Genomic DNA, 14,885 nt, shown 5'->3' with positions numbered 1-14,885 from the left:
AGCGCCCGAAATCACGGATTTCTTGGCCAGTTGGTAACTCATTGAGGACATAAGCGCCCAAAACCACGGATTTCTTGGCCAGTTGGTAACTCATTGAGGGCATAAGCGCCCAAAACCACGGATTTCTTGGCCAGTTGGTAACTCATTTGGGGCATAAGCTAGATCATTCAGTAACTGATCAAGATGAAGTACGTTTAGTATAAAGGGAGCAAGAATTACAAACCCAAGTAAAAACAGGTGATTTACCAGCCCATCAGACTGTAAATCACCTGTATTCAATTACATCATAATTCCTCCATCAACATGTAATGCATGCCCGTTTACATAATCTGATTCGTCTGATGCAAGAAACAGATATGCATTCGCAATATCTCTTGGTCTTCCTAGGCGCTGTTGTGGAATTTGGGCTTTCATTTGCTCAATGACTTTGTCTGGAACTGCCTCCACCATGCTTGTTTCTGTAAAGCCTGGAACGACAGCATTCACGTTAATCCCTTTGCGACCAAGCTCTTTTGCCCACGTCTTTGTCATCCCAATAATACCAGCCTTTGCTGCGGCATAATTTGTTTGTCCAACATTGCCATATGCGCCAGATACCGAGGACGTACTAATAATTTTTCCTTTACCCTGCTCTATCATCGCTGGAAGAACTGCCTTCGTACAGTTAAAAACACCAGTTAAATTCACCTCAATTACTTCCTGGAACTGTTCTACTGACATTTTTGAAAGCATAGCATCTCTTGTTATTCCGGCATTATTAACCAAAATATCAATTTTTCCAAATTCGCTTTTGGCACGTTCAGTCATTGAATTCACACTATCCGCATCTGATACGTTCACTGGAATAAACTTACATTCTATCCCTTCAGCAGCTAACTCCTGCTCACGTTTCTCACCAACTTCATGGTCAAAATCTGCAAGTACAACCTTTGCCCCTTCACTTGCGAACACCCTGACAGCCTCCAGTCCGATTCCATTTGCGGACCCGGTTATAATTGCAACCTTCCCCTCAAGTCTCCCCATCTATAAAACCCCTTTATTCGTAGTCGATCCAACGAAGAACGTTTCCATTGCGTCTAATAATTGATCAAGATCATCAATTAAAGGAGAATGTCCACATTTCTTTAACTCCCTATGCACTGCTTTGTCACCAAAATCCGCAATTAATTCATCTGTCATATCCTTTGTTACAACCATATCTGTTTCACCCCATGCGATCATGACAGGGATATCAATATCCTTTACTTGATTCGTACCAGCAATAAGACCGTTATGAACATCACTAATATTAAATAGGTTTAATGCTTGATAGCATTCTGCTAAATTGCGTTGCGTTGTCATATCCTCTAAATATTTCTGATAGCGTTCCGGATCAGGCTTGTTGTCAATGTAGATAACCATATCCCACATTTGCCTTAGAAAATCGTAATTCAACGTATCATACGCTGTTTGTACAATTTTCGCCTTATCACTCTCCCGCACTTCTTCTATCGTACGAAGGCGGTTGATTGTATCTGGAAGCCCGTCTTCTCCAATTGGATAGTAAGCATAACCCCTGGATGAACCTGAAGCTAGCAAAAACAAACGATTGCAGTAACCTGGATAATCGGCACAGAATTGCTGACAAACCGTTCCACCAAGTGACCAGCCTACAAGTGCAAAATCTCTCAATTGCAATTCATCTACAAAAAGCTTCAGATCATCCGCAAAATCTTTAATCTCTGTTATCGGTTGATGATAGCTGGACTTTCCGAATCCTCGTTGATCAATGGCATACACCTTATAATGAGATGCTAAATTATCGATCACCACATCCCAATGGACCGAAGATGTCATATTCCCATGAACAAGTATAACAACATCCTCACCACCGGCTCTTTCCTGGTAAGCAATCTCCTCACCGTTTGCTAGTAAAACCTTTTTCACATCAATCATTTTACTCACCTCTAATTTCCCCATTTTAAAATCGTTGCACCCCATGCATAGCCAATTCCTGCAGACACAAAGACAACAATAGATCCATCTTTAAGCTTTCCCTGTTGTTCAGCAAGCTCTAATGAAATGATCTGATCCATCTGGCCAATATGACCGTAGTTTTCCAAATAAATCGATTTGTCCAGTGAAACTTCAAGTTGATCTAAGACATATGTATGTGCAGAACGCTTCATATGAAGCATCGCAACATAGTCAATGTCTTCTTTACGATAGCCGCTTTTATGCAATGCTTTCTCGATACATGCGATAAAATTAACCATTGATTTTTCTTCTAATCGTTGCTTCATTCCAAGTGGATCTGGCACATCAAATTGATGGAGACCTTCCTCTAATGATTCTTTTGTTATTGGGGTTTTTGTTCCACCGGCTGGAACAATCACGTCTTCGGAAAATGCCCCATCTGTAATCATGTGCGTGCCAAGCAACTCGTTTTTCACATCGCCTTTTTGCAGGATGATTGCTCCACCACCCGCACCTAAATTAAACATAAACCTTGTGTTGGGATTCTCATAGTTTATCAGATCTCCGTTTCGGTAGCCTCCTGCGAGCAGTACGGTTTGAATACTATCATCAGCAATCATCATATCTTTAGCAACTTTTAATGCCATTACCGTCGTTCCGCATCGCAATGCTGTATCAAAAGCCCATGCATTACTCGCACCAATCTCATATTGCAGCTTAATTCCGGCTGTCCAAACGGGGTATTCTTTATATTCTTCCCCAATATAGATGACAAGGTCAACGGTCTTCGGATCAATTCCAGCTTTTTGGATTGCAATTCTCGCTGCACGAACCCCCATTTCCACCGTATGATCAGCTTCACCTGGGATCGGCTTTTCTTTTATCCCCATTTTATGTTCGACAACCTCTAGTGGAAGTCCTGCCCGCTTTGCTATTTCACCTGATGTTATTCTTTTTTCCGGAATATAGACACCCGTACTTAAAATTCCTATTTGCATATCACGAAGCCCTCCTCCCCTTATTTTCATTTGCTTTTCGATTATCGCGTAACCCTTTTAATGGACGATTTGAAAACCTCGATTGAATGGTCCCAACAATGCCAAGCGGAAAGAAAATAACAACTAGAATATAGACAGTTCCATACAGGATAATCCAACGCTCGAATATCCAGTGTACATCTGCTAAACCAGATAACCAATGATGCGCAAATTCAACTAAACCGGCACCCAGTATCGGTCCAACTAATGTCCCAACACCACCAATAATCGTCATCAAGAGGACATCAATCGTAAGGTCGGTCGCAAATACACCCGTATTTACAAAACGAAGCGAAAGTGCATATAAAACACCTGCAAAGCTAGCTACTACCCCTGCTACAACACTGGCAATCACTTTATAATGAACTATTTTATAGCCTAATGATTCTGTACGGTTTTCATTTTCACGGATGGCCATTAATACTCTACCAAATGGAGATTTCGTAAATCGTCTAAGCCCAAAAAATATTAAAATCAGAGATAGCAAGCAGAACATATACATACTTTGTGAATCACGGAATATCTCTGGAAGTCTAAATGTAAATCCATCATTTCCTCCTGTTAAGGTGCGCCATTTTTCAGCGGCAACTAAGAATAACCCGGCAAGAGCCAATGTGAGCATCGCATAAAAGTGGCTCTTCAGCCTTAATGTTAAAACACCGACGATAAAACTTACAAAGGCTGCGAGAATCACCGCTATAACGACCCCAAAAAGAAAAGAACCTATTGTTGAATCAAACTTACTCATTGTAATTGCCGTTGAATACGCTCCTATTCCGAAAAACATCACATGCCCAAATGAAATAATCCCAGTAAATCCTAGCAAAATATCATAACTCATGGCAAAGATCGCAAAAATAAATATTTGGATAAAAATAAATTGCATGCTTCTGCCCGTAAGAATAAATGGCACCATAAACAATAACAAACTAGCAATTAAATAAATCCAGGTACTTTTATCTACATTACGTAAATTCACTTCGTCCTCACCCCTTCACCTGAAACAAGCCTTGTGGTCTGAAAATGAGTACAATTGTCATTAATAACATGTTCACTGCCAAGGAAAGTGCTGGTACATAATAAGCCATAAAAGCCTGCGCTAAGCCAACTAATATAGCCGCAAATAAAGAGCCAGAGAAGCTGCCCATCCCACCGATAACAACAACGATAAATGCGAGAATGGAGAATTCCAATCCCATTTCTGCATAAATAACACCAGAATACACGGAATGAAGCACGCCACTTAATCCTGCAAGCCCAGCTCCAACCATAAAGACAAGCATAAATACGAGCTTAATATTGATCCCAAGCGACTGAATCATTTCCTTATCCATAACACCTGCTCGTACAATTAATCCAATTCGTGATTTTTTTAAGATAATGGTTGAAATAACAAAGATCAGTATGCCGATTGCAATAATAAACAGTCGATACTTAATTAAGACAATGTCACCAACAATAAAGCTTCCTGCAAGAATATCCGGTGGAAAAACTGCTTTTTGATCTGGTCCAAACACCACTTTAATTAACTCTTGCAACACAAGCATAAATCCGAGGGTAATCAATATCTGCTGAATATGATTTCCGTATACTGGCCTAACAATCAGTCTCTCCGTTACGAGTCCCAGAAGCAATCCTATACTGATTGCAGCAATAATTCCTAAGATAAAGCTGTTACTCATTTGAAAAACCCAAACACCTGTATAAGCACCCCAGATAAATAAGCCACCATGAGCAAAATTCAGCACGCTCATTAAACCAAATATAAGTGTTAATCCGGCTGCAAGGAGGAATATTAGCATGCCCGTCGCAAGCCCATTGATTACTAAGCTTATTAATAAATCCATTCCAATCCCTCCTATGCAATACCAAGGTATTTTTTCATTGTTATCTTGTCTTCCTTCAATTCTTCCATTTTCCCGTGGTGGACCGTAGCGCCATCATCAATAATATAAAAATGATCGCCGATATTACTTGCCATCATAAAGTTTTGTTCCACTAAAACAATTGTCGTTTGCTCCTTCATTTGCTGAATCGACTCAGTCACCTTATCAACGATGATTGGTGCGAGTCCCTTACTCGGCTCATCAATCAGTAATAGATCATTTCTATTGACATATGCCCTGGAGATAGCAAGCATTTGTTTTTGCCCGCCACTTAATTGGCCGCCTTCTTTCTTCCAAAACTTCTTCAAATCCGGAAACAGTTCAAGCACCCATTCCATCCGTTTTGTTGTTTCTTCGTCTTCTTTTTTCATCGCTACGCGCATATTCTCTCCTACGGTCAGGCCATTAAAAATCCCTTGATCCTCCGGTACGTAACCAATACCTCTTTTTGCAATTTGATGTGTGGATCGATTTGAAATTTCCTCTCCTTTAAATCGCACCGTCCCTTTAGATACTTGATTTAATCCCATAATCGTACGCAATGTGGTTGTTTTCCCAGCACCATTTCTTCCTAATAGAACAGTAACCTCACTCTTTGGAACTTCAAAAGAGATATCATGTAAAATATGATAATGCTGAATAAATGCTTCGACTTGTTTTAGTTCGAGTAAGCTCTCCATTAGACACCACCTCCTAAATAGGCGGATTGAACCGTTTCATTCTCCACAATTTCATGTGGTGAACCTTGCGCAATTAATTCTCCGTGGTATAGAACGAGCACTTCATCTGATAATCCCATAATCATATCCATTTTGTGCTCGATGAGGACGATTGTCTGTTCTCCTTGTTGTTTAATTTTATTAATTACATCGATGATTGCCGGGACTTCCTCTAAGGACATACCTGCCGTTGGCTCATCCAGCAGCATAATCTCTGTATCTAAGGCTAGTAACATAGCAATCTCAAGCTTTCGTTTTTCTCCATGTGCCAAATTAACTGCAATCGATTTTGCCTTATCCTTCAAAAAGACAACTTCCAGTAGCTCATAGGCCCGTTCTTCAAATTTCTTATAATGTAAATAATGAGAAAGCATATGATATCGAACCTTCGCTTGTGATTGAACCGCTAAACGGACATTTTCTAAGACGGTTAGTTTTGGAAAAACATTCGTAATCTGAAACGACCTTCCAATTCCCATACGTGTACGTTCAGTTGTAGAAAGCTTTGTTATGTCATGATTTTTAAAATAGATGGAACCATTTGTGGGTGAGAGCTGTCCGCTAAGCAGGTTAAAAAAGGTGGTTTTTCCTGCACCATTAGGCCCGATAATCGAGGTGAACTTTTTCTCGGTAATTTGTACAGAAACACGATCTACTGCTACATGCCCACCGAATGCTATCGATAAATCCTTTGTTTCCAAAATTGCTGCCAATTTCCTTCCTCCCCTACAGCATGATGTATTACAAAGGCTCAAGGAGCGCCCATTTAGGGCGCTGGAGCCAGACGTGGTAAATTATGATAAATCAGCATGATTGCGCCTAATTTTATACATTCTTATCCTTAGACAAATCCCTTTAGGTAAGGATATGAAAGATTTGTCCTATTTTCTGTATAATACTCTAGCAATTTATCTTGCCTGTAACGCGTTTTACAACTACTCATTCATAATTGGTGGTGCTGTTTCTTCCGGTGTTAGAACACGTTTTAATACTGGAACTGGATAATCAAATTCATCACTTTCTTCTAATGTTACCGAATACATTTCCTGCAATGCTTGATGGTCTTCTGGACGGAATGTCATTGTTCCTTTTGGTGTTTCAAAGCTCATTCCTTCCATCGCTTCAATTAATGTTGCACCGTCTGTATCACCATCCGTTTGCTTAAGCGCTTCCACAATTGCGAGAGCTGAACTCATACCTCCAGCTGTAAATAGATCTGGTGCTTCACCATCATATTGTTTTTTATGCTCTTCAACTAACCAGTCATTCACTTCATTATCCGGTAATGTATGATAATAAAGCGTAAAACCTTCCATCCCTACTAAAGGCTTCATAGATGGCAATGTTGCATTATCGGCAACACCTGTCGTTACTTTAATTCCTTGCTCTTCCACACGCATATCTACAATTTGATTCCATGGCGTATTTGCTCCCGACCACACAACGAAAAGATAATCTGGTTTCTTTTCAATTATTTTTTGGATATTCGCTGTAAAATCGGTTGCTGCTTGATCGGCATATTCCTCATGAACAAGCTCTGCCCCTAATTCCTCTGCAGCTTCGATAAATGCTTTTGCCCCATCATGACCAAAGGAGTAATCTGGTGCAAGCGTTGCTATTTTAACTCCTTCACCCGCTACTGCTGCAGCGGCTGCAATGGCATCCTGTGAGGAATTTCTTGCCGTACGGAATACGTAATCATTGTACTCAGAGCCTGTAATACTATCAGCTGCAGCTGGTTCAACAATCATGATTTTTTCGTATTCTTCTGCTAATGGTGTTACAGCTAGCGTATCGCCTGAGCTTGATGATCCAACAAGAAAATCTACCTCATCATCTTCCAGTAGCTTCAATGCCTTTTGCCGTGCAATCGTCGGGTCTGTCTCTGTATCTTCAAAAATATATTCGATTTTCTTGCCTGCAACTTCCATCGTTCCGTCTGTAGCATATTCCATTCCTAATTTAAATCCTCTTTCTGTCATGCCACCGTATGTTTCTAATGCCCCAGTTGCTGAAATAAGTACACCAACCTTGACTGTATCCTTTGTTTCACTAGATGCCCCTTCACTATCTCCACAAGCTGCTAGTACACCAATGATCAACACTGCAATCAAAACAACTCCAAATCTCCTAGCTATCATTACTTTTTGCCCCCTTTGAATAGAATCGTTTTACCTACAATCATCATAAAATTTTCAAGTTACAAGGAAGTTACAGTGCATTGCGTAAACCTACGTCTTTTACACAGCCATCCCAAACCAACGAATCGCAGTAGCAGCCCACGTATAGCCAGTTCCGGCGGAAACAATAACAGCGATATCCCCGTTCTTCAATAATCCGTTTCGTTCTGCCAGATGAAGCCCATAGCATGGATCAAGTGCAGACATATGTCCGTGATGTGTTAAGTAAACAGCTTGATCCTCCTTTAAGCCAACTCCTTCAAGCATCTCACGGAACATGGATTTCTTTGTATGCAATGGAAAGAGCATTTTCAAATCATCTAGTCTTACTCCACTCCTTTCTACCGCTTGTTTGATCACACGCGTAAAGTTCGGTATGGAGACCGGATCAAGCCTCTCTTTCATTCCTAGTGGGTCGGGTACATCAAGAAAGTGTAGTTTCTTCTCTACCACTTCCGTACTAACAGGCTGGACAGACCCTCCTCCTGGAACAAGTACATCACCGCTAAACGAACCATCCGTGATAATCGATGAAGCAAGAATCTCACTTTTTGTCGCATTTCTCGATACTAATGCAGCGGTCCCACCATCCGCAAAATTAAACATAAACCGTGAACGAGGGTTCTCGTAATTGATTGTCATGGACTCTTTTGATCCGCCAACGAGTAAAATATGGTTAACACTTTCATCGGAACGAATCATGTCTTTCGCCACTTTGACTGCGATTGGAAAACAAGAGCTTACATTCATCATTTCAAAGGCATATGCACTAGTTGTTCCAAGCTCATATTGTGCTTTAGAGGACGCTGTCCAAATTGGATAGTCCTTGTAGGGGCTACCAAAATAAATCACAACATCAATTGCTTTCGGATCGATATGCCTTAAAATTTTCTTACCTGCTGCAATTGCCAAATCGGATGCATGCAAATGATCCGGAGCAATTCGTTTTTCATAAAGACCAAACTTCTCCACAATAACCTGCTCTGGTATCCCAGTTTTAACTGCTAAATCTACTGCAGTTTCTTTCAATTCTGGTTCATAAATACTGGTTGCTTGTATGCCAATCATCGATTACGCTCCTTTTTTGGTAGTTTCATAACCCCTTCGCCATCCAATACGATTTCTCCATGTTGATTTAAACAGGTCGTGGCCAACGTTAGCAGCCTTTTTTCATCTTCTACCTTGATGACCTCTGCTCTAGCTGTAATCGTATCGCCAATATAGACAGGCTTTTTAAAGGTTAAGGTTTGTGATACATACACAGATCCAGGACCTGGCAAATGCATTCCTAATAATCTCGATAGGAAGCTTGCAGTTAGTAGCCCATGACTAATTCGTTCTCCAAAAAATGTCTCCCTTGCATACTCCTTATCCACATGTATCGGATTATAGTCTCCACTTAAACCTGCAAAAATAGTAAAATCTGTTTCTGTTATTGTCCTTGAAAAAGCTGCTGCATCACCAACTGCAAAATCCAATGTAATTCCCCCTTTAGGCTAGTTTGATAAATTTAAATTGGGAAATTGAATAAAGGAGTAAGTTTTCCCTTATCTATTTTTCCAGTCGCATTTTTCGGTAATTCTTCGATAATCCGAATGTCTTTCGGTACTTTATAAGTTGCTAAGTTCGCTCTGCAGTGTGCCATAATTTCTGTCTTACTTATGGTTTTCCCATCGTTTAATGAGATAAATGCAATCGGTACCTCTCCCCATTTATCATCAGCCATCCCAATTACAGCACATTCATGGATTGCTTGAAGCTCATAAATGGTTTGTTCCACTTGCAATGGATAAATATTTTCCCCGCCAGAAATGATCATATCTTTTTTTCTTCCAGCCACATAAATAAAGCCTTCCGCATCCTGACGCATTAAATCACCTGAATAGAACCACCCATCACGTATTGCTTCTTTTGTTTTATCAGGCAACCCCCAATACTCTTTCATCACATTTGGTCCTTTAATAATCAGTTCGCCAACTTCGTCAGTATCAACTGGTTGACCCATTTCATCTACGAGAGCAATCTCACAAAACATGACTGGCCTTCCAATGGATCCTATCTTTCGCTTGTAATCCTCCTTAGACAACATAAAGATGGTTGGAGCAGTTTCTGTCATCCCCATTCCTTGGCCAAACGGAAGACCACGATCAATAAATGAGCGGATAATCTCTTCTGAACAAGGGGCTCCTCCACTATAAAACCATCTCACGGATGAAAAGTCGGCTGTATCAAATAAGGCATGCTTTCTAATTGCATCATGAATTGTAGGGACTCCCATAACGATCGTTACACGATGGGTTTCAATGGAACGAATCGCCAGCTCTGCATTGAATTTACCGGGAATAACGATGGATCCACCTGCAAGTAATGTTGGAAAAGCAAATAAACCAATTCCTCCGATATGGAACAATGGAAGCAGCACATGAACAATATCTGTTGAAGTAATATCTATTGCATATTGATTATTTACCGCATTCCAAAACATGTTTCCCTGTGTTAATACAGCTCCCTTTGGCCTTCCAGTTGTTCCCGATGTGTAACAAATAATAAACGGATCCACACTCGCGTCTACTTCCACTGTCACTACTGTTTCTTCGGTATCTGCTATTCTCTCATCAAACGAGTAAGCGTTTTCAAAAACGAACAAGTCTTTTATTTCCTCAAGTAATGCTTCTGTCTCTGTTTCAAAGAGAATCATTTTTGTGCCACTATCCGTTAATTGAAAAGCTATTTCAGTAGCTCGTAAACGGATATTTAAAGGAACTGCAATTAGACCAAGCTGCGCTATTGCGAAATAAGAAATAATATATTCTTCCCGGTTGTGCGAAAGAATTGCGACCCGATCTCCTTTTTCCAGCTGATACTTGTTTTGCAATAAACCAGCCATCGATTTGACTTTAGTAGAAAGGGATTTGTAGGTATATTGATTATGTTCACTTATTAATGCGGTGCGATTCGGCGTGATTAATCCTCGCTTATGAATCCAATTAGCAATTGACTCCATTTCGTCTACCCCCTGCCACGTATTCCATGAAAGATTATTTCCATTGCTTCATCAAATACATCCTCTGGTACGAGCTTATCCTCCCAAAGCACCCAGCGCATTCCAATAAATTGTCCAATCCCCATTAAACAATATGCCACGGTTTCTGGATTTAACGGTTTACAATCTCCACTATCAACCGCTGTCTCAATGGCTCTGATAAATCCATCGGCTATTTTTTCGTAATACCATCGATAAAGCTCGTTATCAACTAATACGGATTGCTGTATAATGCTATATAAATTACGATGGTTCATTACCCATTTAAAAAAGGCAAAATACCCCGCACGTTGTTTTTCTTCAAATGTGTCAGCCTCATCCATATTCTTTTTAATCGCATAACGGAAATCCGAACTTAATTGATAAATCAGCTCATCAAATATCGCCTTTTTCGTTGGAAAATAATTGTAGAACGTCCCTTGTGCTACCCCTGTTCGTACAGTGATCTCAGCAATCGATGTTTCAAAGTATCCTTTTTCACCAAAGATTTGCTCTGCCGTTGCTAATATTTTTTGCCTTGTTTTTATTCCCTTTTTAGTTAATTGTGTCGCTTTAATTTCTGACATATGAATCACCCCTCAGTTTTTGATTATAAATAATTATCTAAAAATTAGCAAGTGTATTTTATTTTAAATATTAAAAGTTACTAAATTCATTTAAAAAATCAAGCATCCAAGAAATCGGATGCTTGATGTTCATTCGATATAACATACTTTAGAACTTCCTCAATATTTGTCTAATTCCTCTGATTCCATAATCAAATCATATATTTCTTCTGTTTGTTGCATTGGCTCGATACCTAATTCCACTTGCAGCACATTACAGCATTTCTCATACCATCGAATCGCTTGAGGACGGTTATTATTTTGATAATAGCAATACATCATTAGGCGATATGCTTCCTCCCACGTGGAGTCCAAGCTTAGGATTTTCTCACACCATTCTATACACCGATGGAAGTCTAGTAATCGAACCGAATGCTGCGCTAGCCTTTCTGCACCACGTAAAAACAACTGACGCAAGCGTTCTCTTTCAGTGGTACACCAGCTAATAAATCGAAGGTCTTTTAAGTAATCACCTTGATATACCATTAACCCTTTTTCTAATAACTCTGCTGCGTGCTTTGGATTACTTTCTTCTAATCCCTTTAAGATAAGCGCTTCAAACGTGATCGTATCTAATTCATAGACCGCATCAGGATTAATCCCGTAGGAGCTGCCTTCTCGTATAATAAAGAAGGAATCCTCTCTTGCTTTTCGATGTGGCTCTAGTACTTTTAAGAGAGCATTAAGGGTTACTTTAAAGTTTTTAGTTGCTGTTTTTTCATCTTGGTCTGGCCAGAGACTTTGGAAAATCTCTTCTCTTTGTAATTTTATATTTCGATTAGTTATAAAAAGCTCAAATAACTCCTTCGACTTCCCACGTTGCCAATCGTTTGACTCAATTTGCTTTGTACCTAGCCATAGCTTGAATTGACCTAACGTTTGAATTACTAACGTATAGCCAGGATGATTTTTAACAGTTTTATCAAGTCCAAGATCAGACAGCATGCGTGTAACAATGGTAGATTCGATATCTAATTGCTTTGCTTTGAGCAGCATCGGTGCCATGTTTTGCATATCAAGCGGACCAAAGGTCGTTCTTCTTTTCAGAAAAAAGTCGTATGCTTCAGCTTGAACCGCTGTAAGAAACGCAATCATTTCTTCTTTAAATCCATCCGCCTCTCCCTTTTCAAATGCGATGTACGCTGACCAAAAGGAGGTAACCATCATAACATATCGATCACCACAAGCAATCATATCTGTTCTTACTTTTTCAATCGCTTTTACTGCTTGATCGTAATTCATCCGATACACTTCTGTAATCGCAATTCCTAGCTTAATTAATGCACTTAGCCAGCGGTCATTTACCTTCTCTGTTTCCAGCAATCCTCGTTTTGCATTATCCATCGCGAGGCTGTATGCTTGCTGCTTCCCATAAAGAATAGAAAGCCCCATATATGGCTCTGCCTTGCCCCGAGATACATTAATCTTCTCCATTATATCAAGGGAAGTTTGGTAGCATTGAATTGCTAATTTGTGATTATATTGATTGATTAATTGAACTGCATGTCCTAATCGCATCCAGCCACATGCTTCTACAAAAGGTGATTTAATCGCCAACCCTAATTGAATGCTATCTGATGCTAATTGTTTACTTGCTTTTTCATTGCCCATAAAAGCTTCAATAATCGATAAAATTAAATCCGTTTCTCGATGCGATTGTGGCAAATGCTCTTTCTCACTTCCTGCATTTTGCTGTTTACGTGCAATTAAAATCTCCTTCGCTTGTGCAAGCCTTCCTGTCCTCAAATATATTCTCGCTTGTAAATTACTTTCACTCTCTTCCAACGGCAGGTTTAGACGCTTTGCACGATCATACCAAACCTCTGCCTTTACTGCTTGACCGGCATTCAATAAATTCTCAGCCATTAATACATATAGCCGTGCCATCTCTTCCTTTGATGCGGAGGCTTTTTCACGCAATTGAATGGCCTGATTTACAAAATGCTCTGCCCGGTCCGGCTGAATCGTGTCCAAATAGATACGTGCCTTTCCCTCTAAAGCAAGACTCATAATATAGTCTTTTGCTTTATCACCTTTTGTGATTGCATCACTTATCGCATTATAGTTGTGCTCTGCTTGATCATATAATGATCTGTACCGCTCAATTTCCCCTTGATAAAAATAAAGCAGTGGATACTGCCCTTTATAATTGTCAGGAAGTTCAACTAGTAAATCATATAAAGCTTGCAATCTACCAGATTGGAGCATTGTACGGCCATGCTCATTTAATAAGACAGCAATTGCTTGTGATTCATTTATCTTTTTATAGTGATATAGTGCAGATTCCAAGTCCTCTACTTGCTTATAGTAGCTAGCTGCCCGTTTATGCAAAAGGTTGAATTCGTTTTCATATTTACGCATAAATAAGTTTTCTAAAAAAGCTTGAAACAATGCATGATAACGATAGACATTTCCTTCCCCTTCTTCAATAAACAAATTCTGTTCTACGAGTCCAACTAGAATTTCTTCTGATCCTTGAATTTCAAGGACGTGATCACAAATCTCAGGTGATAAAACATGAAATATACTGGACTGCATGAGAAACTGCTGTGTAATTAACGACTGTTTGGACAATACTTCCGAGGCCAAATAAGCAAACAAGTCCTTTAATGATTTCTTTTTATTTTGTAAAATCGCAGTTATGGACGTATTTTCAGCAATTTGTTGGGCTAACATATTGAATGCGATTGCCCACCCTTCTGTAGCGCGATAAATTTGCGCTACCTCTTCCTCCAAAACATCAGTCTTGTATATTTCCTCTAAAATATAGGACATTTCAGCAGGCGACAAAACAAAGTCAAAATGCGTTAGCTCTAGTAATTCCCCTTGTCCCCTTAATTTGGGCAGAATATTCCAACGTGGTTTTTTCCGGCTCGAGACAATCATATGCAAATTTGATGGTATATATTCGACTACATATAAGAGCATATTTTCAATTTCACTCGAATTCATCACAAGGTGAAAATCATCTAAGATTATCAGAATTTCTTCATCAAGCTGAATTACTTCATTGATAAAGAACGTTGCGAGTGAATAAATTTCTTCCGTATTCATATAATTATCCAGCCGCATTAATTCCTTTTCGATGGAGTTGCCAAACCGCGGATGGCATTGCCGAATAGAGCTAATGAGTTTTGTTAGAAATGGAAAGAGATCATCATCATTTTTGGAAATGGAATACCAACAGACAGCTGCATTTCTATTTTTGGTAAAGAGAGATAATGCCGTGCTTTTGCCATATCCAGCTCCAGCATACAATAATGTTAACGGGTAGTTCGGTATCTGCATGAGCTTTTTATTCAAATGACTGCGCTGTACAAATCGGTCACGTATTGGCGGTGGTGAAAGCTGGCTATGAACAATTGGTATATGTCTCATTTTCATCCTCCTTTCCAAATTATTTTTATATTCTATTATTTTATCATACCATTGTTTACCTATAAATTGATTTATATTTCA

General features: G+C 39.5%; 13 protein-coding genes. All 13 read right to left on the bottom strand.

Going from position 1 to position 14,885, the window contains the following annotated elements:
- Positions 1 to 279 precede the first annotated feature (279 nt).
- The 13 genes from fabG to D1B32_RS18460 all read right to left on the bottom strand — a co-directional run bounded on the left by fabG (position 280) and on the right by D1B32_RS18460 (position 14,804).
- Positions 280 to 1,023, bottom strand: coding sequence for a 3-oxoacyl-ACP reductase FabG (gene fabG / locus D1B32_RS18520; protein WP_118890110.1), 744 nt, complete (start codon positions 1,021 to 1,023; stop codon positions 280 to 282).
- Positions 1,024 to 1,935, bottom strand: coding sequence for an intracellular short-chain-length polyhydroxyalkanoate depolymerase (gene phaZ / locus D1B32_RS18515; protein ID WP_240033842.1), 912 nt, complete (start codon positions 1,933 to 1,935; stop codon positions 1,024 to 1,026).
- Between the two features lie 11 nt (positions 1,936 to 1,946).
- Positions 1,947 to 2,954, bottom strand: a complete 1,008-nt coding sequence (locus tag D1B32_RS18510) for a 3-oxoacyl-ACP synthase (RefSeq protein WP_118890108.1) — start codon at positions 2,952 to 2,954, stop codon at positions 1,947 to 1,949.
- A 1-nt stretch (position 2,955) separates the two neighbouring features.
- Positions 2,956 to 3,972 (bottom strand): branched-chain amino acid ABC transporter permease, encoded by a 1,017-nt coding sequence (locus tag D1B32_RS18505; protein WP_392391123.1) that lies wholly within the window; start codon positions 3,970 to 3,972, stop codon positions 2,956 to 2,958.
- Between the two features lie 7 nt (positions 3,973 to 3,979).
- Positions 3,980 to 4,840 carry a branched-chain amino acid ABC transporter permease gene (locus D1B32_RS18500; RefSeq protein ID WP_095312585.1) on the bottom strand — a complete coding sequence of 287 codons (861 nt, stop codon included), beginning with the start codon at positions 4,838 to 4,840 and terminating at the stop codon, positions 3,980 to 3,982.
- An 11-nt stretch (positions 4,841 to 4,851) separates the two neighbouring features.
- Entirely contained in the window at positions 4,852 to 5,559 is a 708-nt protein-coding gene (locus tag D1B32_RS18495) for an ABC transporter ATP-binding protein (protein ID WP_095312582.1), read from the bottom strand.
- Entirely contained in the window at positions 5,559 to 6,311 is a 753-nt protein-coding gene (locus D1B32_RS18490) for an ABC transporter ATP-binding protein (RefSeq protein WP_095312578.1), read from the bottom strand. The genes D1B32_RS18495 and D1B32_RS18490 overlap by 1 nt, the downstream gene beginning before the upstream one ends.
- Positions 6,312 to 6,533: 222 nt before the next feature.
- A complete protein-coding gene (locus tag D1B32_RS18485; protein ID WP_187393178.1) occupies positions 6,534 to 7,739 on the bottom strand; it encodes a substrate-binding domain-containing protein in 1,206 nt (401 codons plus the stop codon).
- Between the two features lie 99 nt (positions 7,740 to 7,838).
- On the bottom strand, positions 7,839 to 8,846 hold the full coding sequence (locus D1B32_RS18480) for a 3-oxoacyl-ACP synthase (protein WP_095312575.1): 1,008 nt from the start codon (positions 8,844 to 8,846) through the stop codon (positions 7,839 to 7,841).
- Entirely contained in the window at positions 8,843 to 9,256 is a 414-nt protein-coding gene (locus tag D1B32_RS18475; protein ID WP_095312572.1) for a MaoC family dehydratase, read from the bottom strand. Before D1B32_RS18475 ends, D1B32_RS18480 begins: the two co-directional genes overlap by 4 nt.
- A gap of 32 nt (positions 9,257 to 9,288) precedes the next feature.
- Positions 9,289 to 10,782 (bottom strand): AMP-binding protein, encoded by a 1,494-nt coding sequence (locus D1B32_RS18470; RefSeq protein WP_118890107.1) that lies wholly within the window; start codon positions 10,780 to 10,782, stop codon positions 9,289 to 9,291.
- 5 nt (positions 10,783 to 10,787) lie between these two features.
- Positions 10,788 to 11,387 carry a TetR/AcrR family transcriptional regulator gene (locus D1B32_RS18465; protein WP_095312566.1) on the bottom strand — a complete coding sequence of 200 codons (600 nt, stop codon included), beginning with the start codon at positions 11,385 to 11,387 and terminating at the stop codon, positions 10,788 to 10,790.
- Between the two features lie 159 nt (positions 11,388 to 11,546).
- Positions 11,547 to 14,804 carry an AfsR/SARP family transcriptional regulator gene (locus D1B32_RS18460; RefSeq protein WP_095312563.1) on the bottom strand — a complete coding sequence of 1,086 codons (3,258 nt, stop codon included), beginning with the start codon at positions 14,802 to 14,804 and terminating at the stop codon, positions 11,547 to 11,549.
- Between the last annotated feature and the right edge of the window lie 81 nt (positions 14,805 to 14,885).

Source organism: Oceanobacillus profundus, assembly GCF_003515705.1.
Classification (GTDB): Bacteria; Bacillota; Bacilli; order Bacillales; family Amphibacillaceae; genus Oceanobacillus; species Oceanobacillus profundus.
Note: the sequence above shows the minus strand (reverse complement) of the source record. Positions and strands in the feature narration are given on the sequence as shown.

Excerpts from the sequence above, each read along its gene's own strand:
- D1B32_RS18470 (WP_118890107.1), bottom strand. The coding sequence starts at position 10,782 with ATGGAGTCAATTGCTAATTGGATTCATAAGCGAGGATTAATCACGCCG.
- phaZ (WP_240033842.1), bottom strand. The coding sequence starts at position 1,935 with ATGATTGATGTGAAAAAGGTTTTACTAGCAAACGGTGAGGAGATTGCT.
- fabG (WP_118890110.1), bottom strand. The coding sequence starts at position 1,023 with ATGGGGAGACTTGAGGGGAAGGTTGCAATTATAACCGGGTCCGCAAAT.
- D1B32_RS18500 (WP_095312585.1), bottom strand. The coding sequence starts at position 4,840 with ATGGATTTATTAATAAGCTTAGTAATCAATGGGCTTGCGACGGGCATG.
- D1B32_RS18510 (WP_118890108.1), bottom strand. The coding sequence starts at position 2,954 with ATGCAAATAGGAATTTTAAGTACGGGTGTCTATATTCCGGAAAAAAGA.
- D1B32_RS18465 (WP_095312566.1), bottom strand. The coding sequence starts at position 11,387 with ATGTCAGAAATTAAAGCGACACAATTAACTAAAAAGGGAATAAAAACA.
- D1B32_RS18460 (WP_095312563.1), bottom strand. The coding sequence starts at position 14,804 with ATGAGACATATACCAATTGTTCATAGCCAGCTTTCACCACCGCCAATA.
- D1B32_RS18480 (WP_095312575.1), bottom strand. The coding sequence starts at position 8,846 with ATGATTGGCATACAAGCAACCAGTATTTATGAACCAGAATTGAAAGAA.
- D1B32_RS18485 (WP_187393178.1), bottom strand. The coding sequence starts at position 7,739 with ATGATAGCTAGGAGATTTGGAGTTGTTTTGATTGCAGTGTTGATCATT.
- D1B32_RS18495 (WP_095312582.1), bottom strand. The coding sequence starts at position 5,559 with ATGGAGAGCTTACTCGAACTAAAACAAGTCGAAGCATTTATTCAGCAT.